Below are 23488 nucleotides of genomic sequence, written 5' to 3' on the forward strand. Positions count from 1 at the left end.
TTTTTAAGAGGTACTCTTTTATTATTTTGTATCTTTGCACACTCAAAATCAAAACGATGCGCACAAAATCTGTAGGGAAGAAGAAAATCAATGTAGTTACGCTTGGATGCTCCAAGAATGTATATGATTCCGAAGTATTAATGAGCCAGCTGAAAGCCAATGGAAAAGAAGTGGTTCACGAAGACCGCGGAGATATTGTGGTGATTAATACCTGCGGATTTATTGATAATGCCAAGGAAGAATCCATCAATACCATCCTTGATTATGTAGAGGCAAAAAACAGAGGCGAGGTTGAGAAAGTTTTCGTTACAGGTTGTCTTTCAGAAAGGTATAAGCCGGATCTTATTAGGGAAATTCCTGATGTAGATCAGTATTTCGGAACAAGAGATCTTCCTATTCTTCTGAAACATCTTGGTGCAGATTACAAACATGAGCTGGTAGGAGAGCGCTTAACCACCACGCCTAAACATTATGCGTATCTTAAAATTTCAGAAGGCTGTGACAGGCCTTGTTCCTTCTGTGCCATCCCGTTGATGAGAGGTGGGCACGTTTCCACTCCTATCGAAAAACTGGTTCTGGAAGCGCAAAAACTGGCCAAAAAAGGAACCAAAGAGATTATTCTTATTGCTCAGGACCTTACTTACTATGGTCTTGATCTGTATAAAAAACGTGCACTTGGAGAATTGTTAAAAGAACTGGTGAAAGTAGAAGGAATCGAATGGATCCGTCTTCACTATGCTTTCCCAAGCGGTTTCCCTGAAGATGTACTCGATATTATCCGTGAAGAACCGAAAGTCTGCAATTATATTGATATTCCCCTTCAGCATATCAATTCCGACTTATTGAAATCCATGAAACGTGGAACAACTCACGAAAAAACAAATGCTTTATTAGCCAAATTCAGAGAAAAAGTGCCGGATATGGCTGTCAGAACTACTCTGATTGTAGGTTATCCTGGAGAAACTGAAGAGAGATTCCAGGAATTGAAAGACTGGGTAAGAGAACAGAAATTTGACAGATTAGGATGTTTCACCTATTCTCATGAAGAAAATACAGGTGCTTACGTATTGGAAGATGATATTCCTCAGGAAGTAAAAGAAGCCAGAGTAGAAGAAATCATGGAGCTGCAGTCGCAGATTTCATGGGAAAAGAACCAGGAGAAGATCGGGAAAGTTTTCAGATGTGTATTTGACAGAAAAGAAGGGAACTATTTCATTGGAAGAACAGAGTATGATTCTCCCGATGTAGATAATACAGTTCTGGTTTCAGCAGATGAAACCTATATTTCAATCGGAGAGTTTGCAGAAGTGAAAATAACATCAGCAGAAGAATTCGACTTATATGGCGAATTGATCTGATAACTCACCTTTTATGCAAAAATAGAGTAGTTTATATTTTTCGCATATAATTAGAAATATTAGTAAAATTTAACACGAATATCAAAGCGAATGAATTTACTATGGTATTGGTTTTCAATTAGTTGACTTTTTGTTATATAAAAGTATTTTATTTTTTTTGTATAAAATGAATAAATTTGAAAATTATGTCTTAAATTTGCGCAATAAGCAATGTTTTAAAATCAAATGCTTCAAGCAGTTGCCTGTTTTATCAAGCTGAAAAACATAAGCCTGAATGATGAGCACAAGTTGGGATGCATGTTCCGTTTTGGAAATATTGATGGAAAATAATGTAATTTAAATCTTAAAAACTTATGAAAAAATTTTTATTAACAGCGACGATGCTCGTTGGCCTTTCGGCAGTTTCCAAGGCTCAGCAGGGACGTGTAGGGATTAACACGACTACACCTTCTGCCACTTTAGACGTAGTAGCCAATACTACCGATAATGCCAGACCTGATGCCTTACTAGTCCCTCGTATGACCGCAGCAGAATTAGCTTCTAAAGACGATACTGCCGGTACTTATGGTGCCCCTCAGAATGGAGCTATTGTCTACATTACTTCCGGAACTGGTACCGGACCAAGAAAAGCAAAAATTACCGGAGCAGGATTCTACTATTTTGACAATACTGTCCCTGAATGGAAACCTTTTGGAGGTGGTACAGTAACAACTACGCCATTCAGAATACTGGAAGGACAGGCAGCGTCTCAAACCTATGACTGGACAAATACCAATTTTGATTATTGGGAGTTTACATCTGGAGGTTTTCTTAATCTAGGAAACCCTGCACAATTTAACGGTAGGACTATTCACGTTAGAAATTCAGGGGCTGGAGCAATACAGTTTACAGGTACTGAACTTACAACAAGACCACGAAATTTTGTAGCCTTAACATCACAATCAGCTATAGAAGTTTATAGTAACGGTACAAGCTGGTATTTGATTTCTGGTAGAAACTAATAATTAAAACATAATACAATGAAAAAAACTTTTGTAAATATAGTGGGCTTGTTTTTATTAATTCTTGGAGTTAATAGCAATGCTCAGATTCTTGGAAATGGTCCTCTTGCTTCTTCACTTGAAGGAACTAACTATTTTTTTGATGGCAGTAACTTCGAATCATTAGCAAACCAAAGCTACGGTAGAGGTTTAGGTTTTCCTAGAACAAACTTAACAACCTTCCAATTTGATACTGCACCAATGGATAATGATGTAACTTTATCCAACTTTGATGGTATGGTAGTTTATAACAGCGCGACTGGTAATACTCTTGCCGGACAAGGGGTAACCACTGCGGTAATTCCAGGATTCTATTACTTTTCAAACCCAGGAAATCCAGGAAATATTACTAACGGTAGATGGCTTCCAATCGGTGGAGCTTCTCCTAAAGTAACAATCGGAACTGCTGAAACTACTACCAATACTTTGATCAACACTGGGGTAGGGGTAGACAAGCAGCTTTTTGCACTGAAAGGTACATTCACAGCAAGCGGTACTTCTACAGCAGTAAATATTCCTGCTCCGGCTGGAATGACAACTCTGTATGGTATTACTATCTATAAGGCAGGTACAAACACTGTTTATGACAGAAGCTTGTATTCTTATACAGTAGCTACCAGTGCAGGAAATGCAATTACAGGTTCACCAAGTATGTCGGTTGTTTATCCTTCCGGAACATATGACTATGTAATTGAGTACTTAAAATAAGAATTACTTATTGATATAAATAAAACCAATGACCAGCTCATTGGTTTTTTGTTTTTAATATATATAAGGATAGATCGTAAGTAGAAAAAGTAATTGACTGCTTACAGCGGTAATGATTGGATCTTAATTTTATTATACGGATCCGGAAGGTTTACAGGCAAAACAGATTTGATGGCATATAAATTGAATTATTAAAACACGATCATTCAGGAAACTCTTAAAGGACGTTGTTAATATTCACGTATCAATCTAACCGAAAACAGCCTGAAAGACTTCCAGGAAAAGCCTTTAATGGTTTGATGATCTTAAAATTTTTAGATTTAAAAAAGAATATAGGTTGAAATCTAAAAAAATACAAATTATTTAATTGATTGATTTTCAACTGTTTAAATAATTTAAATTTCTTATTTTTTAATGAATAAGTTAATTATGTTAACTTTTAGCCTGTTTTTTTAACGTTTTTTAACAGTGCTACCTAAAACCCCTGTTTATAGGAGCTTACAGGCTTTGTTAACATACATTTTGGTTTTTATTAACGGTTTTTAACAAATGGAGTATGGACTTTAGAACATTCCTTATACTTTTGCTCCGTCAAAACCAATAAAATTCAAGATGATGAAAAGATTCATTCTCGTAATCATAATGATGATTTCAACCTTAGGTGTTTATTCTTTTACAGGTAATACCTTAGATGCGAAGAAAACAAGTTATGCATCGTACTACCACGATAAATTTAATGGTAGAAAAACAGCAAGCGGAGAGATCTTTAGCAACTCAAAGTTCACCGCTGCAAACAGAACGCTTCCGTTTGGGACTAATATTAAAGTTACCAATCTGAACAATGGAAAACAGGTTATAGTAAGGATTAATGATAGAGGACCTTTCCATGCATCAAGAGCATTAGATATTTCTAAAGCCGCGTTCGATGAAATCGGAGATATCAGTCATGGTACCATTCCGGTTGAATATGAAATTGTCGATTAAACTTTATGATTTAAAAGTAAAAGCCAGCTGATTCAGCTGGCTTTTTGTGTTTTATGGTTTTACAGATTGAATTCTACCATGGCGGGACAATGATCGGAATGTACAGCCTCCTTTAAAATAACAGCCCTTGAAAGCTTATCTTTTAAAGGATAGGTCGCAAAATTATAATCCAGTCTCCAGCCTTTGTTATTCGCTCTGGAATTTTGTCTGTAGCTCCACCACGTATAATTGTCAGGCTCATTATTGAAAAAGCGGAAACTGTCTATTAGTTCGCATTCGTTGATAAAGCTGGTCATCCATTCCCTTTCCATCGGCAAAAAGCCGGAAACATTCTTTAAACGGACCGGATCATGAATATCAATGGCCTGATGACAGATATTAAAATCTCCGGAAATAATAAGGTTAGGAATTGTTTTACGCAGCTCCTTGATATAAACCAGGAAATCATGGCAGAACTGCATCTTGAATTCAAGCCTTTCAATATTGCTGGCAGAAGGAACATAAACGGAAATAACCGAATAGCCGTCAAAATCTGCTCGGATGATCCTGCCTTCATTATCGTAGCTTTCAATACCACATCCGTGTTCCACATGGTTCGGTTTGATTTTTGAGGCGATTCCGACCCCGCTGTAGCCTTTTCTTACAGCAGAATGCCAATAACTATGATAACCGGCTTTTTCAAGACTTTCGATATCAATCTGGTCGTTTCCGGCTTTGCTCTCCTGAATGCAGATGATATCCGGATCAGCGGTCTTCAGCCAGCCCAGAAAATCTTTTGTAAAGGCAGCCCTGATTCCGTTGACATTATAAGTGATTAACTTCATGAGTTCTGTATAAATATTTTAAAGTGTTCGTTGTATTTTGACGGAATAAATTCAATGATATCATAATCTGCTATCTGATGGGAATAGAAAGGATCTTCTTTAATAATCTCCTCGATTTCCTGTTTAGAAGCTGCGTTCGCAAGAATAGCTCCTCCCGTTCTGGGTTCTTTTCTGCCCGAGGTAATAAAATTCCCAAGACTATAGTATTTGTCAAGGAAAAGGTTATGTTCCGGAATGAAACGTTCTACGTCTTCCAGAGATACTTTATAAGTCAGTGAGATGATAAACATTGTTTTTCTGCTAAGATAGCAACTCTGAAAGACTATTAAAAGTGCGTGTAAAAAAGAAGCGGCAAAAATCGAAAGATTTTTGCCGCTTTTGAGCCCAAATTTATAAACTATGAAAAACTATTTGGGTTCTAAAACGCTGATAGGAATAATACATTCCTCCAATGATATTCCACCGTGCTGGTAGGTTTCTTTATAATAGTTTACAAAGTGATTGTAATTCTTTGGATAGGCCAGGAAAATATTATTCTTTGCAAAAATATATTTCGAGCTTAAATTTCCTTTCGGAAGAAACAGCTTTTCAGGGTTGGTAATGGCCCAAACGTCGCTGTCATCGTATGTTAAACTTTTTCCAGTCTTGTAACGGATATTCGTGGATGTTTCACGGTCTCCGACTACTTTACTAGGTCTTTTAACATAAACCGTTCCATGATCTGTCGTAATCACAAGTTTGTAGCCGCTTTCTGCTGCTAACTTAATGATTTTTAAAATGGATGAATTTTCAAACCAGTTATAGGTAAGGGATCTGAACGTTTTATCATCACGGATCAGCTGGTCTACAATATGGTTATCCGTTTTAGCGTGCGAAAGGATATCGATAAAGTTGTAGACAATCACCAGAAGGTCATTATTTTTATGCTGATTGAAATCGTCATAGATCTTTCTTTCAAAATCGGCATTCAGTACTTTAAGATACTTCATAGATTTAGATCCTAAACCGATTCTTTTCATCTGATCTTCCAGGAAGTCACGCTCAAATTCATTTTTATTTCCTTCCTCATTATCATTGAACCATTTATCAGGAAAACGCTTTTCTATTTCAGACGGCATCAGTCCTGCAAAGAATGAATTTCTTGCATATTGTGTAGCCGTAGGAAGAATGCTGTAATAATAATCCTCCGAAATCTTATTATAATATTTTGTAAATAACGGTTCAATAACTTTCCACTGGTCATAGCGCAGGTTATCTACCATCAGAAGCAGAACTTTTTCCTTTTCTACTTCAGGCTTTACTTTTTCTTTAAAAAGGGTATGGCTCATCAAAGGCTTTTCAGAATCCGTAAGCCAGCCTTCGTAATTTTTTTCAATGAATTTGGCAAACTGAATATTCGCTTCTTCTTTCTGCGACTGCAAAAGATCAGAGAATTCATTATCTGCTACTTTATCAAATTTAATTTCCCAGCTCAGGATTTTCTTATAATATTCTGCCCATTCCTGATACGTTCTCAAATAAGAAAGTTCCATAGAAAGGTTTCTGAATTCCTGCTGGTACTGAAGAATAGTTTTCTGTTCCACCAGATTATCCTCCTGAAGATTTTTCTTTAAGGACAATAAAATCTGGTTTGGATTTACAGGCTTAAGGATGTAATCCGCAATCTGAGATCCGATCGCTTCTTCCATAATATGTTCTTCCTCACTTTTGGTAACCATCACGATCTTTAAAGAATTATCCTTCTCCTTAATCATAGGAATAGCTTCCAGTCCCGAAATTCCGGGCATATTTTCATCAATAAGCGTCAATGCAAATTTCTCCGAATCCATGAGTTCCAGAGCTTCATTCACATTATTGACCGGGGTTACCTGGTAGCCTTTTTTTTCTAAAAATACGATATGGGGTTTGAGTAAATCTATTTCATCATCTATCCATAATATCTTTTCCGACATAATTTATTTTTTACATGGTTATTGTATCAAAATGTTGACCAATTCCTTTTAAATTCTCACAATTTAAAGAGATTAAAAGTTAAATATTAGTTAAATGGAAATCCGCTCCATTCCTGCTGATATTCAATTTATTTAAAAACCGGTCTTAATATATTCCAAAGCTCTTTCCAGAACTTCATCTTTTCCCTGTTGCACCCCTTTCACAGTAGGTGTTATGATAATATCCGGCACAATCCCGATTCTCTGCGTTTCCCTTCCGTCCGGATAATAAGCCCCGAGCCCGGTAAAGCACGTGTCCAGATCTGCTATTTTGAATCTTATAACGTCACCATTGGCTCCTGAAGTATGGCTGCCGATCACTTTTGCTTTCGGATGCTGTTTGAACATCATCGTGGTGGTCTCTGCCTGGCTCTGTGTATTCCCGTCTACCAGGACAATTACGTTCCCTTTATAGTAATCCGGATTTTTCCTTCCGATACTGTTTTTTGAGCTATAGAATTTACTCAAATAATCCGTCTCCGGGAAATTAAATTGATAATAAATTGATTTCTCCGGAAGAATCATCCTGCTTAAAGGGATAATGGTCTGTTTCGGGTAATTTCTGAGATCAAAAATAATGGATGCTGCAGATTTTAAATCTCCGTACATTTCGTCCAGATCACTTTTTTCAATAATGCCCATATTCGCGTAGCCAATTTTCCGGCTGGCATCGAGAAAATTCCATTTTTGTTTTGCTGCAGGCTTTTCTGTAATAATATCTTTCAGAAGATACGTTTTGGCGGTCACAGAAATGTTCTGCCCGTCACGCTCGACTTTAACGGTAACAGAATCATTATTGCTGAAAAGAAAAAGGTTTTTCACTTTGGTGATTTTCCCCCAGGAATTGGAGGCCGGAACATATTTTCCAAACCTGTTGATCATCTGCGGAATGGTTCTTCCGTTAACATCATAAATGACATCGCCTGTTTTTAAAGAAATTTCTTCATCCAATCTGTTTTTAATGATCTTTGTGATCACGAGTTTTCCCTCCGCATACGTATATTCTACAGGAACTTTTCTTCTTCCGTACTGATGGGCATTGATCAATGGAGAATAAAGAAAAGCGTGGGAATCATCCACCTTTGTCACCAGTTCTGCAAGCGTCAGATGATAACTTTCATCATTTTGAATGCTCAGGAATTTGGGAATCATCTCAGTTAAAACATCATTCCAGTTCTGATCTGTCTGGTATTTGTACGGGAAAAAATATTCTACCTCGTTCCAGTATCTGAAAAGTTCAAGAAGAGAAATTGGTTTTGATGTAAATTTTGAACCATAAGAGTTTTCATTTTTAAAATAAACTTTTCTTCCGCCTGTTCCAAAATAATGGTTGCTGCCAAGATTCCTGTTGTTTTGGATAAAAAGAAGCTGGCGGCTGAGTTTTTCATTAAAAATATTTTTGTCGTTAATCCAGCTTGGATCAAAGTTTCTTAAGAAGTAAACCTTCTCTTTATTCTCTTTAGAACAATTTTTACATTCATCAACTTTCCCGAGATTATTGATCCAGTTAAAGTATAATTCATTCAGGTGATCTTTATCCCGGATATTATTAAGCTCATCTATTTTTTTTAAAAGCTCCTGGTCCCATTCGAAATCTCCTTTTGCCACACCGGGATGGTAATATTTCAAAAATCCCCAGATTCTGCACAGCGATGCCAGCTTTTGAGTTTCGGATAAAGCCTGCGCGGAAAAATGTAAACTGAATAAAAGTAGGATGAAAAGAGAAATTTTTCTCATTAAAATGGGATGGTTATTTGCAATACCAAAGATATATTTTTAAAAACAGAATAGGAAGAAACATCTGTGAAAATTAATACAGATTTTATGATTAAAAGATTAAAGAATTGAAGGATTTAAAGATTGAATAACTCATATCAATTCAATAGGTATGGGCTTTAGCCCATCTTCAAAATATCAACCCTCCACCAGGGTTTTAGCCAAAACCTGGAGCAACATTTTAACGCAATCATCTGTGTCAATCCGCGCCATCTGTGGTTAAAAAACAGTATTTGGAAGATTAAGGAACTCTCACCAATACCAAAAAACAAATTTGTATATTCTGCATAACGAATCTTTAAAGCCTGAAATTCTTTAACATCAATTTAATGAACCTTCAAATTTAAAATCCCTAACTTTGTTTACTAATATAAATGTTTCAATGCAGAACAAGCTAAAGATCATCAACGATCCCGTTCATGGCTTCATCAGAATCCCACACGAAATTTTATTTGACGTCATCGAGCATCCTTACTTTCAGAGGTTAAGAAGAATTGGGCAGACCGGTCTTCTGAATCTGATTTTTCCGGGTGCCACGCATACGAGGTTTCATCATGCGCTGGGAGCAATGCATCTTATGTTTACGGCATTGGAAACGCTGCGTCAGAAAGGGATTAAGATCTCTGAAGAAGAAGAAAAAGGCGCTATGCTGGCAATCTTGATGCATGATATAGGGCACGGACCGTTTTCCCATGCGCTGGAAAATATGCTGATGGATGACTGGCACCATGAAAAACTTTCATTGTTATTGATGAATAAGTTAAATGAAGAATTCAACGGAGAACTTTCCGTAGCCATTGAAATGTTCCAGGGGAAATACCACAGGAAATTTTTCAATCAGCTGATTTCTTCACAGCTTGATGTAGACAGACTTGATTATTTAAACAGAGATAGTTTTTTCACTGGCGTTTCAGAAGGAAATATTAATACACAGAGGATTATTTCCATGATGAATGTCTGCAGTGAAGGCGAGCTGGTCATTGATGCCAAAGGTGTTTACTCCATTGAAAACTTCCTGGCTGCAAGAATGTTTATGTACTGGCAGGTATACTATCATAAAACTTCGGCACTTGCAGAGTTTCTTCTGGTTAAAATCTTACAGAGAGCAAAGTATCTCGTGTCGGAAGGAATGGATCTGCCTGCGGGCGAAAACCTCAGATATTTCCTTCACCGGGCAAAAAGTTCGGCAACTGATGAGGATATTTATCGTTTTACCCAACTCGACGATAATGATATAATTCATGCGATGAAATCCTGGCAGAATTCTGAAGACTTTATTCTGTCTTACTGGTGCCGGTGTGTGATCCAGAGAAATCTTCCGAAAACGATCATTTCTACCCGTCCTTTCGAAAAAGAATTCATTGAGGAAAAGATAAAAAAGACCAATGAATTTTTTGGAATTGATAATGGAAAGGAGCTTGTACATGAAATTAAAAGAAAATTACTGCCTTATGACACCGAAAAACAGCCTATTTACCTTCTGAAGAAAGACGGCGAGAAAATACGGCTGGAAGAGTCGCAGGACCAGTTGCTGTCCGGGCTTGTAGTGCATAAGACGGCAAGGTATATTCTTACCTTTCCAAGAGAAATATCTCAGATAATATCTTAAATAATCTTAAAATTCACGTTCCGAAAATCAAAAAATGTTTGCGAATTACAGAATTTCTTATCTTTGCAGAATATGGAATTTACAGCTTCGCAAATTGCAAGTTTTATTGACGGACAGATAATAGGCGACGAAAGCACGGTTATTACAGGGGTTTCACCAATTGAGAATGGTGAATCAGGACATCTTTCTTTTATAGCACAGGACAGATTTTCGCACTTTTTAGATACCTCAAAATGCTCCGTTATTATTGTTTCGGAAAAACTTATAGATAAAGTTAATTATAATCCTACCTTAATTGTCGTAAAGGATGCATACCTTTCATTTCAGATTTTAATGAATTTGTACCAGGAAATGCAGGGCAGAAAAGAGGGAATCGAAAACGGTTCTTCTATTCATGATACCGCTGTGATTGGTAACAAAGCGTATATCGGGGCATTTACCTATGTCTCGGAGAAAGCTAAAATCGGAGAAGGTTCGCAGATTTATCCGCATGTATATATAGGAAAAGGAGTAAAGATTGGTAAAAACTGTAAAATAGACAGTGGTGCCAGGATTTATGACTACTGTATCATCGGGGATAACTGCGTGATTCATTCCAATACGGTAGTAGGAGGTGACGGATTTGGTTTCCAGCCGACTGCGGAAGGATTTAAAAAGATCCCTCAGCTTGGAAACGTGATCATCGAAGACGATGTGGAAATCGGTTCCAACTGCAGTATCGACAGGGCTACCATTGGTTCTACCATTATCGGGAAAGGAACGAAGATCGACAACCTGATCCAGATTGCTCACAATGTGAAGATCGGACAGAACAACGTGATTGCCGCACAGGCGGGAATTGCAGGATCTACCACCATTGGAGACTGGAACCAGATTGGCGGACAGGTTGGAGTGGTTGGCCATATTAAAATCGGTAACCAGGTTAAAATTCAGGCTCAGAGTGGGGTGAATTCCAGCGTAGGGGACAGAGAAACTTTATACGGATCTCCGGCTATCAGCTACAACGACTATCTTAGAAACTATGTACATTTCAGAAATTTTACTGAAATTGTAAAGAGAATAAATAATCTTGAGGATACCTCAAAAGATAAAACTAATGAGTGATATGCAAAAAACACTCCAGGAAGAAGTAACGCTTTCTGGAATTGGCCTTCATACAGGTAAAGAAGTAAAACTTACCATTAAACCTGCTAAAGAAAATACAGGTTTTGTGTTCGTAAGGACAGATCTAGAGGGACATCCTCAGGTAGAAGCTGATGTAAATTATGTAGTAGCTACAGAAAGAGGAACCACATTAGAGAAATTAGGCGTAAAAATTACTACCTGTGAGCACCTTCTGGCTGCGTTAGTAGGTTGTGATATTGATAATGCCATTCTTGAAATGGATGCTTCCGAGCCTCCGATTTTAGATGGATCCTCTAAATTCTTTGTTGAAGCTATCGAAAGCGTAGGAATAGCAGAACAGAATATTGCCAGAGAATACCTGGTGATCAAAGAAGTACTGAGCTATGCAGATCCGGCATCAGGATCAGAAATTACCATCATTCCTTCCGATACGTACGAAGTGACTACCATGGTAGATTTTGGAACCAAAGTATTGGGAACTCAGAACGCTACCCTTAAAAATATTTCAGAATTTAAAGACGAAATTTCTTCTGCCAGAACATTCAGCTTTCTGCATGAACTGGAAATGCTTCTTGATCACGGATTGATCAGAGGTGGAGATATTTCTAATGCCATTGTATATGTAGATAAGGATCTTACTCCTGATACTACTGAAAAACTGAAAAAAGCATTCGGGAAAGACAATGTGTCTATCAGACCGAATGGTATTCTGGATAATCTTACATTGAATTATCCTAACGAAGCGGCAAGACATAAATTACTGGATGTAATTGGTGACCTTGCTTTAGCAGGCGTAAAAATAAAAGGAAAGGTGATTGCAAACAAACCTGGACATTATGTGAATACTCAGTTTGCAAAAAAATTAAACCGTCAGTGGAAATTGCAAAAGAAAAAAAACGTACCGGATTTTGATTTAACCAAAGAACCGGTTTTTGATATCAATGGAATCATGAAGCTTATGCCTCACAGACCTCCGTTCTTATTAATAGATAAAGTTCTTGAGCTTTCAGATTCCCATGTAGTAGGTCTGAAAAATGTAACGATGAACGAGCCTTTCTTCGTAGGACATTTCCCTAAAGAACCTGTGATGCCGGGCGTACTGCAGGTAGAAGCTTTAGCACAGACAGGAGGAATTCTTGTATTGGCAAGTGTTCCCGATCCTGAAAACTATTCCACCTACTTCATTAAAATAGATAAAGTAAAATTCAAAAGAAAAGTAGTTCCGGGTGATACTATGATTTTCAAAATTGAATTGATAGAGCCTATCAGAAGAGGAATTGTACACATGCAGGGGTACGGATATGTAGGAGATACTGTAGCTGTAGAAGCTGAACTAATGGCCCAAGTCGCAAAAAATAAAGTTGATTAAATGATTCATCAATTAGCCGCCGTAGATAAACGTGCAAAAATCAGCAAAAACGTTATTGTAGAACCGTTTACTACAATTGCAGGAGACGTGGAAATTGGAGAAGGAAGCTGGATCGGTCCCAATGTTACCATTATGGATGGAGCCAGAATAGGAAAGAACTGCAGGATTTTCCCCGGAACAGTTATTTCAGCCATTCCTCAGGATCTCAAGTTTGACGGCGAAGATACCCAGGTGATCATCGGCGACGAAACCACCATCAGAGAATGCGTTACCGTAAACAGGGGAACAAAAGCTCTTGGGTTCACAAAAATAGGTAAGAACTGCCTGATTATGGCGACTTCACATATTGCTCACGATTGTGTCATCGGTGATCATGTGATCATCGTTAATGGCTGTGGTATTGCCGGACACGTGGAAATTGGTGATTATACTGTAATGGGAGGGCTTAGTGCCGTACACCAGTTTGGTAAAATCGGTAAGCATGTGATGATCTCAGGAGGAACTCTGGTAAGAAAAGATATTCCGCCTTACGTAAAAGTAGCAAGAGAGCCTATGTCTTATGCAGGGATCAATTCAGTAGGATTGAGAAGAAGAGGATTTACCAATGAGAAGATCTTCGAAATCCAAAAGATCTACAGAGCTATTTTCCAGATGAAGATGAATGTTTCCCAGGCTATTTCGCATATTGAAAAAGAAATGCTTCCTACTGCGGAAAGAGATGAGATTCTTCAGTTTATCCAAAACTCTCCTAGAGGTATTGTGAAAGGCTACGGAACCGGAAAAGACAGTAACTCTTAATCCGATAAAACATATAAACACTCAACATATGAAAAGCTTATTATTAATTCTTGCCGTTTTGTCTTCAGCAGCAGTTTGGGGACAGGAAAAAAACAGTTCAGCATCAAAAGCTGAGAAAAAGACTTCCAGACCTCTTATTGAAAGAGTCAAGACCCAGGAGAATGATAGTATTGCTAAAAAGAATGTTGGGAATTTCATGCAGAAAAGCAAATACAGTGACTCATACATGAATCCGGTACAGAATAATTCGGCCGTTCAGTATAATGTCAACCAGCTTCAGCAGAATAATATGAACTTTAATAATTCTACCAACGGTTCATTTATCTCACCATCCGGTAAGGTAATCAACCCAAATCCGGTAGGGAATCAGAGAGTTCCGGGAACTACAACAGTTCCTATTTTTAAAACAAAATAAAAACAGTAATATAAATTAATGGCAACAAGTAACGATATCAGAAAGGGACTTTGCATTGAGTACAGTAACGATATTTTTAAAGTAATAGAGTTTCTTCACGTAAAACCTGGGAAAGGACCGGCTTTCGTAAGAACAAAACTTAAATCAGTAACTAACGGGAAAGTGATTGATAATACTTTCTCTGCAGGGCACAAAATTGAAGAAGTAAAAGTAATCACAAGAAAGTTCCAGTATCTTTATGATGATGAGAACGGATTCCACTTCATGAATAATGATGACTACTCTCAGTTATACCTGAACAAAGAAATGATTGAAAACGCTCAGTTTATGAAAGCGGGTGAAGAAGTAACAATCATTCTGAAAGAAGCTGATGAAACTCCACTTTCTGCAGAACTTCCTCAGTCTGTATATCTTGAAGTTATTGAAGCTGATCCGGGAGTAAAAGGAAATACAGCGACCAATGCTCTTAAAAACTCAATCGTTGAAACCGGTGCCAGAGTAATGGTTCCTCTTTTCATCGAGCCGGGAGACAAAATTAAAGTAAGCACAGAAGACGGAAGCTACTTAGAAAGAGTAAAATAAGAATTAAATTTACATAAATTCGGTTTGCATCAGCAGTCCGAATTTTGTTTTTATAAGAAAATCAAATTGTTATGAGATTCCATTCTCCGCAAAAGCTCAAAACCATTGCCGAATTAATAGGCGCTGAATTTGTTGGCCCGGAAGACTTTGAAGTATTGGGAACCAACGAAATCCACATGGTAAAACAGGGCGAGATTGTTTTCGTCAATCACCCCAAATACTATGATAAAGCTTTAAATTCCGAAGCTACCATCATTTTGATCGACAAAAAGGTAGAATGCCCGGAAGGGAAAGCGCTATTGGTTTCTGATGATCCTTTCAGAGACTTTAACAAGATCAATACTCACTTTACGAGAATATATAATTTCACAGAAGAACTTCACGATGCTGAAATAGGCGAGGGAACAAGAATTCACTCCTCAGCAGTGATTGGAAACAATGTGAAGATCGGGAAAAACAGCCTGATCTTTCCTAATGTGGTAATTGGTGACCGAAGCGTTATCGGTGATAATGTGATCATCCAGTCCGGAACGGTACTGGGTGGAGATGCCTTTTATTACAGAAAACTCAACGGAAATTTCGACCGCCTGATCTCCGTAGGAAATGTGGTGATTGAAAATAATGTGGAAATCGGAAATAACTGTACAATCGACAGGGGAGTTACAGATTCTACCATCATCGGTGAAGGATCAGTCCTTGACAATCAGATCCAGATCGGACATGATACCGTGATCGGTAAAAAATGCCTGATAGCATCACAGGTGGGCATCGCCGGCTGCTGCGTCATCGGAGATGAAGTAACGCTTTGGGGGCAGGTAGGCATCGCTTCCGGGAATAAAATTGAAGCAGGATCTGTGATTCTTGGTAAAACAGGAGTGAACAGAGATCTTAAAAAAGGAACTTATATCGGGATGTTTGCAGAAGATTTCAAAGGCTATCTGAAAAAAGAAGTAAAGCTGAGAAATCTCAAATAAACTATTCACTTGGTTTTGTCCAAAATCAAAGAAAAATAAGTAAATTTGTGAGCATTAATAAAATATTTAAATAAATTAAAACATCAATAAAATGTCAATTTTAGTAAACAAAGATTCTAAAGTAATTGTACAAGGATTTACAGGGAACGAAGGTACTTTCCACGCGGGCCAGATGATTGAATACGGAACCAACGTAGTAGGCGGGGTTACTCCGGGAAAAGGAGGATCTGAGCACTTAGGGAAGCCTGTATTTAATACAGTGGCTGATGCTGTGGCAAAAGCCGGAGCTAACGTAAGTATCATTTTCGTACCTCCTGCATTCGCTGCTGACGCGATCATGGAAGCTGCTGAAGCAGGGATCAAAGTTATCGTATGTATTACTGAAGGTATTCCGGTAGCAGATATGGTAAAAGTAAAATCTTATATCGCTGACAGAGACTGCAGACTGATCGGTCCGAACTGTCCTGGAATTATTACTTCTGATGAAGCTAAAATTGGTATTATGCCAGGTTTCGTTTTCAAAAAAGGTAAAGTAGGTATCGTTTCAAAATCAGGTACTCTTACTTACGAAGCTGCTGACCAGGTAGTAAAAGCCGGTTTCGGTGTTTCTACAGCAATCGGTATCGGTGGTGACCCAATTATCGGAACTACCACAAGAGAAGCTTTGGAATTGTTTATCAACGATCCTGAAACTGAAGCGGTAGTAATGATTGGTGAAATTGGTGGTGGATTAGAAGCTGAAGCTGCAAGATGGTACAAAGCTAGCGGATCTACTAAGCCGGTTGTAGGATTTATCGCAGGACAAACTGCTCCTAAAGGTAGAACTATGGGACACGCCGGAGCTATTGTAGGTGGTGATGAAGATACTGCTCAGGCTAAAATGGAAATCATGAGAGAAAACGGAATCAACGTTGTAGATTCTCCTGCTGACATTGGTGCTACTGTTGCAAAAGTTCTTGGATAAACATTACACAATACAAACCAAAACATATGAAAAAACTTTTATTAACCACAGCATTGACCCTTTCAACCTTGTCTTTTGCCCAGATTGATTTCAAAAGCACAAGATTCGGTGTTACAGCAGGTGGTAACTATTCCAGAGTAAGAAATGCTCATAACCCTTCCGGTCCGAGGTATGCGTTCCAGGGCGGAGTTTTGGCTCTAATCCCTGTAGGAAAAGCAAACCAGTTCTATATTCAGCCCGAAGTTCTGTACTATGGTGCTGGAGAAACCGGAAAAGATAAAGATGCTAAATCAAAAGATGGTTATGATGCAGTGTACGGTAACAATTACCTGAGTGTACCTGTTTATTTCAAAGGATATTTTTCTGAGGCTGAATCAGAATTCTTTGGAATGATAGGACCAAGATTTAACTTTCTGATGAGTCAGAACGTTAAAAACGCTCCGGCAGACAGGCCGTATTATGATCCGGATTATGTTATTACAGACTCTAAATATCCAGCGGGAGTGAGTGGAAAAGCAGCAAGCTTTAACTTTGCTCTTGGATTAGGAGTAGGCTATAGCTACAAGAGACAGCTGGAAGTAGCTCTTAAGTACGACTTAGGCCTTTCAAATACTTATCCTGATCTTGCTAAAGACAAAGGAGGTACCGATAAAGGTAAGTCTGAGCAGGTGATCAGCCTTAGCTTAAGCTACATTTTCAAATAGAATAATTCGTTATTCAGATATAAAAAATCCCGGAAATTTTAATTTCCGGGATTTGTGTTTTATACGATGTGATGAAGTCGGAAAATAGAAGAAAAGTTATTGAAGGTGTAAAGAGAACAACTGGAATCCGTTTCGGCACCTCCATCCTCCATCTTCGGGCTTCCCAACCCTTAGTTTATTATCCTCTGATCCACTTCCAGATCTCCTTCAAGGTAGCCTTATTGCCATACATTAAAATACCAACGCGGTAGATTTTTCCGGCCAGGAATATCATAAAAATAGTAGTTCCCAATAATAACGTAATGGACAGCGCAATCTGCCATGCCGGAACCCCAAAAGGTATCCTTGCAATCATGGCAACAGGCGATGTAAACGGAATAATAGACAGCCAGAAGCCCAGAGGACCGTCAGGATTGTTCATTAATGAAAAACTTCCGTACATTCCTAAAGTAAGCGGCAAAATAGCAAATAAAGTGAACTGCTGCGTCTCAGTTTCGTTATCTACGGCAGAACCTATGGCTGCATATATGGAACTGTAGAAAATATATCCCAAAAGGAAAAACACTATGAATACGAAGATAATCAACGGGAAGTTCAGTTCCAGTAAGCTGTGCGAAACCTGTGTTGCAATCTGTGTAATATCAAGTTTGCTGGCCAGTTCCTCATTGCCTCCGGGAATATTCTTCTGAAAAGATGAAAATCCGGTATTTAAAACCAGTGCTCCCACGACGGACATAGAGATCCAGATCAGGAACTGCGTCAGAGCAACCAGCGTTACCCCTAATATTTTACCCATCATCAGCTCAAATGGCTTCACGGATGAAATAATAATCTCCACAACACGGTTGTTCTTTTCTTCAAGCACACTTCTCATTACCCTTACTCCGTAAATAATGATGAACATGAATGTCACATACATTAAAAGGATGCTTAAACCGCTTTTTACTCCGAAAGCAAGATCGGAATCTTCCTTATTGTTATCAGAAACATTAATGGTTTTTAAAGTAAACCCTTTATCAAGGCTGTTCAGCTGCGTTTCCTGAATGCCAAACTGCTTGATTTTTTCCTTTTTAATGACATCGGTGATATCAGAAACAATTTTCTGCTTCGTATCAAAGCCCATCTTGGAATTCACAATAAGCCTTGTTCCGTTTTCAAGAGCGGTATAATCCTGATCTTTCAGCTCGGGAAGGATAAGGATACCGTCCAGCGATTCATTATCTTTCAGATTATTGACTTTTGCTTTCTCGTCTGCAGCAGAAACAATGACGTAATTCAGTTTGTCATCAGATTTCAGCTGGTCCCTGAAAAGTCCGCTTTTATCCACAACCTCAATAATGCTGTGAGATTCATTGGCTTTAAACATAAGACCGATGACAGCTCCGAAACCAATCAGTAAAACAGGAGCGAGCAATGTCAGTATAATGAAGGATTTTTTCTTAACCTGCGTAAGAAACTCCCTTTTGGTAATTAAAAAAATATTATTCATAAAAATTAGGAATGATTGCTTACAGCATTAATAAACACTTCGTTCATGCTCGGGATTTTCTCGTCGAATGACCTTATTTTTCCTACGTTGATCAGGTCCAGAAGAATATCATTCTGTCCGCTTTCATTTTTAAGATCAAAAGAAACCAGATTGTTTTCGTTGGAAAAATTAAAAATATCGTGGGTGCTTTTGAAATTTTCAAATTTAGCCTCATCGATCTCCGAAAGCGTTACCCCGAAAATATTTTTCTTAAATTTTTCCCTTACATCAAAGACTCTTCCGTCGATGATCTTTTTAGAATTGTTGATCAATGCTACATAATCACACATTTCCTCCACACTTTCCATTCTGTGGGTAGAAAGGATAATTGTGGTTCCGTTGTTTTTAAGATCAATGATCTGATCTTTAATCAGGTTGGCGTTTACCGGATCAAAACCTGAGAAAGGCTCATCCAGGATCAGAAGATGCGGACGGTGAAGAACCGTTACCACAAACTGAATTTTCTGTGCCATCCCTTTTGAAAGTTCCGAAAGTTTCTTTTTCCACCACTGATCGATGTTCAGCTTTTCAAACCATTTTTTGGCTTCATTCAAAGCATCATTCTTGCTCATTCCTTTCAGTTCCCCGAAATACAGGATCTGGTCACCCACGCTCATGTTTTTATACAGTCCGCGTTCTTCGGGCATATAGCCGATATCCCTGATATGGGTAGGATTAAGCTTGTTTCCATTGATAAATACATCGCCGGAATCGGCCTGGGTAATTTGGTTGATGATACGGATAAAAGAAGTTTTTCCGGCTCCGTTAGGGCCTAGAAGACCGTAAATACTGCCTTGAGGTACATGGATGCTGAAATCATCCAATGCTACTTTCTTTCCGGCGCCATACGTCTTTCTGATATGTTCAGCTTTAAGCATTCAATTGTTTTTATAATGAGTATAAAAAAGTTCTGAAAGTTACGGAATTATTAGGGCAGAACCGGTGTAAAAGAAAAAATCCTGATGATTATCAGGATTTAATTTTATTGTTTTACGATTTGAGTTACCTTTTGGGTGTTATCGCTTAAAATATAGCGGATCAGATATTTTCCGGGTTTTAACTTTTCAATGTTGATCTCTCCGGAATTCATGTTGACAGAATAGTTGGCTACCTGCGTTCCTAAAATAGAATAAAAGGTTACACTTTTGATCTTTAAAGCAGAATCTTTTGCTTTGATCAGAAGGAAATCTTTTGCTGGATTTGGATACGCTACCAATACACCGTCATCAGACTTCTGGGAAGGGGAACCCGGCTCTCTCAGCTGTGCTTGCATATTGTTGGAAAACCCAACGAAAGCGCCTATAAATAGAAATAAAAGTAAAAGTTTTTTCATCAAATTATAATTTCTCGAATGTATTAAAACAAAAATAAACAATTCTACAATTCTACACAATAGTTTTTTATATAAGTTGTAGTAAATTTGTAGAAACTTATTCAAAAAGTATTCCAAAATGATACATTCAAGAAATAGAAGACTTAGAGTTAATGAATCTATCAGAAGTTTAGTAAGAGAAAATATTCTTACAACGGATGATTTTGTAATGCCTATCTTCGTAATGGAGGGCGAAAACCAGCAGGAAGCAATTCCGTCAATGCCTGGAATATTCAGGAGGAGCGTAGATTTAACGGTGAAAGAATGTAAGGAATTATTTTCTTTAGGAGTAAAATCGGTCAATCTGTACATGAAAGTGTCAGAACATTTGAAAGACAATACCGGGAAAGAAGCCTGGAACAGAGACGGACTGATGCAGCAGACGATCAAAGCGATCAAAGATGCGGTTCCGGGAATGATTGTAATGCCGGATGTAGCGTTGGATCCTTATTCCATCTACGGACACGACGGAATTATTGAAAACGGAAAAATCATGAATGATGCGACCAATGATGCATTGGCAAGAATGTCTGTGTCGCATGCGGAAGCAGGAGCTGACATTGTGGCACCAAGTGATATGATGGACGGAAGAGTATTGGCTATCCGTGAGGCTTTGGAGGAAAGCGGGTTTACAGACGTAGGAATTCTAAGTTATTCCGCAAAATATGCAAGCTCTTTTTACGGACCTTTCAGAAGTGCCCTGGATAGTGCTCCAAAAGATAATTTGGAAATTCCGAAAGATAAAAAGACCTATCAGATGGATTTTCACAATTCCCGCGAAGCTTTGAACGAAGTATTTAAAGATATTGATGAAGGTGCGGATATCATTATGATTAAACCGGGACTTCCTTATCTGGACATCGTTTCTAAAGTTCGTGAAGCGATTGATCTTCCGATAGCAGTTTACAACGTGAGTGGAGAATATGCCATGGTAAAGGCGGCTGCTCAGAACGGATGGCTGGATAATGATAAAACCATCATTGAAAGTCTTACATGCTTCAAAAGAGCCGGTGCAGACATGATCTTCACTTATTTTGCGAAAGAAGCCGCAATAATTCTGAACAAATAATGTTGATTAATCCTTATGAAGGGATTTAAATGTTAAAATTTAGGTTTGGTGTTTGTATTATAAATAAATACAACTATATTTGAGTATAAGTTATTTAAAAGATTAAATAATAAAGAATCAAAAACAATGTATTTTATGAAAAACCTAAAAAAAATCAACAAAGAACAGTTGAAAAAAATTAAAGGAGGTGCCATTCTTCCGGATGACGATTTTTGCGGAACGTGGTGTTTTGGTGTATGGCATCCATGCACAATCAATCATCTTGCATGTCCCCAATAATTTTGAATTGACATCAAAAATATATAGAAACAGGCCGTCTCAAAAGTGAGGCGGTCTTTTTTTGAATAATTTCAACGCAAAGTTTCACACTATTTCACCTATTTCAAGGTAAGCAGAGAGCTGCGGCTGCGCCACTGAATAAGCGGACGTTTTATCCACACGCTTCATCGAATCAATTTCAATTGATTCTCTACTTTGCATTTCTAAAATATAAAGTATGATCTTCAAACTTTGCGTCAAATAAAACTATTTCTTTTGCCGGCAGCCTCGAAAAATAACATCAGAAAGAAAAAGTTCAGACTATTGTAGGTAAAGACTTAGACTGGACTTCAATATCATTAACAGTTGGGTTGAACCTTAAAAAAGTCTAAGAATAAAAACAAATAATCCCCGAAACTTTTGGATTTGGGGAATTATTACTGGGAAGCTTTTTAGACAGCCTCTTTTTAATTATAAAAACGCTTCAGATCAAATCTGAAGCGTTATATTTTTATCCGAAACAAGCAGTGTAATAAGGGCTTGAAGGGGTTATAGGATTTTCGCCGCCGTTATCATTGATGCAGATATTCTTCGGGCAAAGATACCATCCTCTTGGGCAGTTACCGTTCGCATCAGGAAATCTGATGTTCCCTCCACTGATGTTCTTCAATTCTTTTTTCGTTAATTTTTTCATGTGAAATATTTTATAGGTTAGTTGAACTAAAATAATAAAAATTTATCACATGATGTTGAAATCTTTTCCTTTAGTGAATTTTGCTGCGAAAGGTGCCTGATTTCCAGAATATTTTAAAACAAAATGTTTCTTCGTATCCGTATCTATTTTGGCATCCACTTCCACATTCTGGGTCTGAAAACTGACATCCAGCCCGACTCCCGATTCCTTTTCCAGAAAAATCTCCACACTTTCAGCATAGAAAAGCGAAGTGCTCAGGTAATTGAACTTGATGTTTTTTCTGTAGGTTTTGGATTTGCTTTGTGTAAACAGAGAATAGTTTTTCAGAATTTCAATTCCTGGAGAATCAATATTGGTGATTCTTGATTTCGTAACTCCGTTCACCCGCACCGAAAAGCTTTTGGCATTTTTGATGTTTCCGTTCACCCCGATATTGAATAATGAAGGCAGTGATAGTCCATATTCCACCATGCTGTCTTTTGTGAATTCAAAATCCGGGATTAAAGCAGGATGTTTTGGCGTATTGATCAGCTGTTCCTTCACCGTATTAAGGGCATCACCCGAAAACAGGTATCCAATGAGGTTGTTTCCGGTGGTTCTCCAGTTTCTTCCGTTCCATTCAAAGATTTCGCAAAGCAGGGTGTCTGTGGAAGAGTGGGGAAGAAGATCCATATCCTGCCATTTGAAAACTTCCTTCGCATAAGGGCGTCTGTCCACAATATTAATACCCAGATCCAGGGCAAGCAGATCCGTCAGGTCTTGATTATTTTCCATAGTAAGTTAATTCTTGATTTGGTGTATAAAAATAGGGAAATAAAATAAAAATGAAGACGTCTCTATCAACGAAATCACCTCATCATCAAATCATCCCATCATCAAATCATCATATCACCACATCATCAAATCATCAAAGCCATCCCTTCTTTCCATAAACATACGTATCATCAAACTGCTTATCACTCATAAACAGATATAAGATCCCTTCGATAAAAGGAATAATAGAAGCTGCTCCAAAAGTGATGATATTAAGGACAAGCTGAATTACTCCTTCTTTTGTATAGCCCAGATAAAATTTATTTAAAGCCAGCCACCCTACAAGAATTCCCAGAATCGCAGCCGGAATTTTCTTTTCCGATCTGTAATTCATAGAGTTTTGCTGGTTTTGATTCTGTGTGCCTTCTGTTTTTGTGTAACCGTAATTTTCCATTGTTAATATATTTAGTGTTGACTGAATGAATTTCTCAATAGGTCGGATAAAATTTCATGGAGTTACAAAATAGCCGTCCGAATATTTAATTTTAGATAAAACATGAGTTTTGTTAAGACAATTCCGGATGATATTTAAA

Annotated in this window: 25 protein-coding genes; 15 read left to right on the top strand and 10 right to left on the bottom strand. The window is 37.9% G+C overall.

What is annotated here, in order from left to right:
* The first annotated feature begins 56 nt into the window (after positions 1-56).
* From rimO to JET18_RS03340, 4 genes are all read left to right on the top strand, one after another.
* A complete protein-coding gene (rimO, locus tag JET18_RS03325; RefSeq protein WP_202089191.1) occupies positions 57-1358 on the top strand; it encodes a 30S ribosomal protein S12 methylthiotransferase RimO in 1302 nt (433 codons plus the stop codon).
* Positions 1359-1711: 353 nt separating this feature from the next.
* Positions 1712-2359 (top strand): hypothetical protein, encoded by a 648-nt coding sequence (locus tag JET18_RS03330; protein ID WP_202089192.1) that lies wholly within the window; start codon positions 1712-1714, stop codon positions 2357-2359.
* Between the two features lie 18 nt (positions 2360-2377).
* Complete coding sequence (locus JET18_RS03335; RefSeq protein WP_202089193.1) at positions 2378-3106, top strand: hypothetical protein; 729 nt, start codon at positions 2378-2380, stop codon at positions 3104-3106.
* A 612-nt stretch (positions 3107-3718) separates the two neighbouring features.
* The gene (locus tag JET18_RS03340; protein ID WP_202089194.1) at positions 3719-4090 is read left to right on the top strand and encodes a septal ring lytic transglycosylase RlpA family protein; all 372 of its coding nucleotides are present in this window, start codon (positions 3719-3721) and stop codon (positions 4088-4090) included.
* 59 nt (positions 4091-4149) lie between these two features.
* Here the strand turns inward: JET18_RS03340 and JET18_RS03345 are convergent, their stop codons facing one another.
* The 4 genes from JET18_RS03345 to JET18_RS03360 form a co-directional block, all read right to left on the bottom strand.
* The gene (locus JET18_RS03345) at positions 4150-4914 is read right to left on the bottom strand and encodes an exodeoxyribonuclease III (RefSeq protein ID WP_202089195.1); all 765 of its coding nucleotides are present in this window, start codon (positions 4912-4914) and stop codon (positions 4150-4152) included.
* Complete coding sequence (locus JET18_RS03350; RefSeq protein ID WP_202089196.1) at positions 4911-5204, bottom strand: YciI family protein; 294 nt, start codon at positions 5202-5204, stop codon at positions 4911-4913. The genes JET18_RS03345 and JET18_RS03350 overlap by 4 nt, the downstream gene beginning before the upstream one ends.
* Before the next feature lie 117 nt (positions 5205-5321).
* Positions 5322-6866 (bottom strand): T9SS response regulator signal transducer PorX, encoded by a 1545-nt coding sequence (gene porX / locus JET18_RS03355; protein ID WP_202089197.1) that lies wholly within the window; start codon positions 6864-6866, stop codon positions 5322-5324.
* A 132-nt stretch (positions 6867-6998) separates the two neighbouring features.
* Positions 6999-8642, bottom strand: coding sequence for a S41 family peptidase (locus JET18_RS03360; protein ID WP_202089198.1), 1644 nt, complete (start codon positions 8640-8642; stop codon positions 6999-7001).
* 421 nt (positions 8643-9063) lie between these two features.
* Here JET18_RS03360 and JET18_RS03365 point away from each other — a divergent pair, with 421 nt between their 5' ends.
* The 9 genes from JET18_RS03365 (at position 9064) to JET18_RS03405 (ending at position 17221) form a co-directional block, all read left to right on the top strand.
* On the top strand, positions 9064-10290 hold the full coding sequence (locus JET18_RS03365) for an HD domain-containing protein (RefSeq protein WP_202089199.1): 1227 nt from the start codon (positions 9064-9066) through the stop codon (positions 10288-10290).
* A gap of 72 nt (positions 10291-10362) precedes the next feature.
* A complete protein-coding gene (gene lpxD / locus JET18_RS03370) occupies positions 10363-11394 on the top strand; it encodes a UDP-3-O-(3-hydroxymyristoyl)glucosamine N-acyltransferase (RefSeq protein ID WP_202089200.1) in 1032 nt (343 codons plus the stop codon).
* Positions 11387-12784 carry a bifunctional UDP-3-O-[3-hydroxymyristoyl] N-acetylglucosamine deacetylase/3-hydroxyacyl-ACP dehydratase gene (locus JET18_RS03375; protein ID WP_062649280.1) on the top strand — a complete coding sequence of 466 codons (1398 nt, stop codon included), beginning with the start codon at positions 11387-11389 and terminating at the stop codon, positions 12782-12784. Before lpxD ends, JET18_RS03375 begins: the two co-directional genes overlap by 8 nt.
* Complete coding sequence (gene lpxA / locus JET18_RS03380) at positions 12785-13582, top strand: acyl-ACP--UDP-N-acetylglucosamine O-acyltransferase (RefSeq protein ID WP_062649277.1); 798 nt, start codon at positions 12785-12787, stop codon at positions 13580-13582.
* Positions 13583-13610: 28 nt separating this feature from the next.
* Positions 13611-13997, top strand: a complete 387-nt coding sequence (locus tag JET18_RS03385) for a hypothetical protein (RefSeq protein ID WP_202089201.1) — start codon at positions 13611-13613, stop codon at positions 13995-13997.
* A gap of 18 nt (positions 13998-14015) precedes the next feature.
* A complete protein-coding gene (efp, locus tag JET18_RS03390) occupies positions 14016-14579 on the top strand; it encodes an elongation factor P (protein ID WP_202089202.1) in 564 nt (187 codons plus the stop codon).
* A 71-nt stretch (positions 14580-14650) separates the two neighbouring features.
* Entirely contained in the window at positions 14651-15553 is a 903-nt protein-coding gene (locus JET18_RS03395) for a UDP-3-O-(3-hydroxymyristoyl)glucosamine N-acyltransferase (RefSeq protein ID WP_202089203.1), read from the top strand.
* Positions 15554-15644: 91 nt separating this feature from the next.
* Complete coding sequence (sucD, locus tag JET18_RS03400) at positions 15645-16517, top strand: succinate--CoA ligase subunit alpha (protein ID WP_202089204.1); 873 nt, start codon at positions 15645-15647, stop codon at positions 16515-16517.
* Between the two features lie 26 nt (positions 16518-16543).
* Positions 16544-17221: a porin family protein gene (locus tag JET18_RS03405; protein ID WP_202089205.1), complete on the top strand. Its 678-nt coding sequence runs from the start codon at positions 16544-16546 to the stop codon at positions 17219-17221.
* Positions 17222-17399: 178 nt separating this feature from the next.
* Here the strand turns inward: JET18_RS03405 and JET18_RS03410 are convergent, their stop codons facing one another.
* The 3 genes from JET18_RS03410 to JET18_RS03420 all read right to left on the bottom strand — a co-directional run bounded on the left by JET18_RS03410 (position 17400) and on the right by JET18_RS03420 (position 20082).
* Positions 17400-18710: an ABC transporter permease gene (locus tag JET18_RS03410; RefSeq protein ID WP_202089206.1), complete on the bottom strand. Its 1311-nt coding sequence runs from the start codon at positions 18708-18710 to the stop codon at positions 17400-17402.
* Positions 18711-18715: 5 nt separating this feature from the next.
* Positions 18716-19627, bottom strand: coding sequence for an ABC transporter ATP-binding protein (locus JET18_RS03415; protein ID WP_202089207.1), 912 nt, complete (start codon positions 19625-19627; stop codon positions 18716-18718).
* A 104-nt stretch (positions 19628-19731) separates the two neighbouring features.
* The gene (locus JET18_RS03420) at positions 19732-20082 is read right to left on the bottom strand and encodes a T9SS type A sorting domain-containing protein (RefSeq protein ID WP_202089208.1); all 351 of its coding nucleotides are present in this window, start codon (positions 20080-20082) and stop codon (positions 19732-19734) included.
* Between the two features lie 118 nt (positions 20083-20200).
* Here JET18_RS03420 and hemB point away from each other — a divergent pair, with 118 nt between their 5' ends.
* The gene (gene hemB / locus JET18_RS03425; protein ID WP_202089209.1) at positions 20201-21190 is read left to right on the top strand and encodes a porphobilinogen synthase; all 990 of its coding nucleotides are present in this window, start codon (positions 20201-20203) and stop codon (positions 21188-21190) included.
* A 135-nt stretch (positions 21191-21325) separates the two neighbouring features.
* A complete protein-coding gene (locus tag JET18_RS03430) occupies positions 21326-21469 on the top strand; it encodes a bacteriocin-like protein (RefSeq protein ID WP_202089210.1) in 144 nt (47 codons plus the stop codon).
* A gap of 490 nt (positions 21470-21959) precedes the next feature.
* Here JET18_RS03430 and JET18_RS03435 read toward each other — a convergent pair whose 3' ends face one another.
* From JET18_RS03435 to JET18_RS03445, 3 genes are all read right to left on the bottom strand, one after another.
* Complete coding sequence (locus JET18_RS03435; protein ID WP_202089211.1) at positions 21960-22142, bottom strand: bacteriocin; 183 nt, start codon at positions 22140-22142, stop codon at positions 21960-21962.
* Positions 22143-22187: 45 nt separating this feature from the next.
* Positions 22188-22916, bottom strand: a complete 729-nt coding sequence (locus JET18_RS03440; RefSeq protein WP_202089212.1) for a hypothetical protein — start codon at positions 22914-22916, stop codon at positions 22188-22190.
* 133 nt (positions 22917-23049) lie between these two features.
* Entirely contained in the window at positions 23050-23349 is a 300-nt protein-coding gene (locus JET18_RS03445; protein WP_202089213.1) for a TM2 domain-containing protein, read from the bottom strand.
* Between the last annotated feature and the right edge of the window lie 139 nt (positions 23350-23488).

Source organism: Chryseobacterium endalhagicum (assembly GCF_016745235.1).
GTDB classification, from domain to species: domain Bacteria; phylum Bacteroidota; class Bacteroidia; order Flavobacteriales; family Weeksellaceae; genus Chryseobacterium; species Chryseobacterium endalhagicum.

Coding starts and splice junctions, on each gene's coding strand:
- rimO (WP_202089191.1), top strand. CDS start 57: ATGCGCACAAAATCTGTAGGGAAGAAGAAAATCAATGTAGTTACGCTT.
- JET18_RS03330 (WP_202089192.1), top strand. CDS start 1,712: ATGAAAAAATTTTTATTAACAGCGACGATGCTCGTTGGCCTTTCGGCA.
- JET18_RS03335 (WP_202089193.1), top strand. CDS start 2,378: ATGAAAAAAACTTTTGTAAATATAGTGGGCTTGTTTTTATTAATTCTT.
- JET18_RS03340 (WP_202089194.1), top strand. CDS start 3,719: ATGATGAAAAGATTCATTCTCGTAATCATAATGATGATTTCAACCTTA.
- JET18_RS03345 (WP_202089195.1), bottom strand. CDS start 4,914: ATGAAGTTAATCACTTATAATGTCAACGGAATCAGGGCTGCCTTTACA.
- JET18_RS03350 (WP_202089196.1), bottom strand. CDS start 5,204: ATGTTTATCATCTCACTGACTTATAAAGTATCTCTGGAAGACGTAGAA.
- porX (WP_202089197.1), bottom strand. CDS start 6,866: ATGTCGGAAAAGATATTATGGATAGATGATGAAATAGATTTACTCAAA.
- JET18_RS03360 (WP_202089198.1), bottom strand. CDS start 8,642: ATGAGAAAAATTTCTCTTTTCATCCTACTTTTATTCAGTTTACATTTT.
- JET18_RS03365 (WP_202089199.1), top strand. CDS start 9,064: ATGCAGAACAAGCTAAAGATCATCAACGATCCCGTTCATGGCTTCATC.
- lpxD (WP_202089200.1), top strand. CDS start 10,363: ATGGAATTTACAGCTTCGCAAATTGCAAGTTTTATTGACGGACAGATA.
- JET18_RS03375 (WP_062649280.1), top strand. CDS start 11,387: ATGAGTGATATGCAAAAAACACTCCAGGAAGAAGTAACGCTTTCTGGA.
- lpxA (WP_062649277.1), top strand. CDS start 12,785: ATGATTCATCAATTAGCCGCCGTAGATAAACGTGCAAAAATCAGCAAA.
- JET18_RS03385 (WP_202089201.1), top strand. CDS start 13,611: ATGAAAAGCTTATTATTAATTCTTGCCGTTTTGTCTTCAGCAGCAGTT.
- efp (WP_202089202.1), top strand. CDS start 14,016: ATGGCAACAAGTAACGATATCAGAAAGGGACTTTGCATTGAGTACAGT.
- JET18_RS03395 (WP_202089203.1), top strand. CDS start 14,651: ATGAGATTCCATTCTCCGCAAAAGCTCAAAACCATTGCCGAATTAATA.
- sucD (WP_202089204.1), top strand. CDS start 15,645: ATGTCAATTTTAGTAAACAAAGATTCTAAAGTAATTGTACAAGGATTT.
- JET18_RS03405 (WP_202089205.1), top strand. CDS start 16,544: ATGAAAAAACTTTTATTAACCACAGCATTGACCCTTTCAACCTTGTCT.
- JET18_RS03410 (WP_202089206.1), bottom strand. CDS start 18,710: ATGAATAATATTTTTTTAATTACCAAAAGGGAGTTTCTTACGCAGGTT.
- JET18_RS03415 (WP_202089207.1), bottom strand. CDS start 19,627: ATGCTTAAAGCTGAACATATCAGAAAGACGTATGGCGCCGGAAAGAAA.
- JET18_RS03420 (WP_202089208.1), bottom strand. CDS start 20,082: ATGAAAAAACTTTTACTTTTATTTCTATTTATAGGCGCTTTCGTTGGG.
- hemB (WP_202089209.1), top strand. CDS start 20,201: ATGATACATTCAAGAAATAGAAGACTTAGAGTTAATGAATCTATCAGA.
- JET18_RS03430 (WP_202089210.1), top strand. CDS start 21,326: ATGAAAAACCTAAAAAAAATCAACAAAGAACAGTTGAAAAAAATTAAA.
- JET18_RS03435 (WP_202089211.1), bottom strand. CDS start 22,142: ATGAAAAAATTAACGAAAAAAGAATTGAAGAACATCAGTGGAGGGAAC.
- JET18_RS03440 (WP_202089212.1), bottom strand. CDS start 22,916: ATGGAAAATAATCAAGACCTGACGGATCTGCTTGCCCTGGATCTGGGT.
- JET18_RS03445 (WP_202089213.1), bottom strand. CDS start 23,349: ATGGAAAATTACGGTTACACAAAAACAGAAGGCACACAGAATCAAAAC.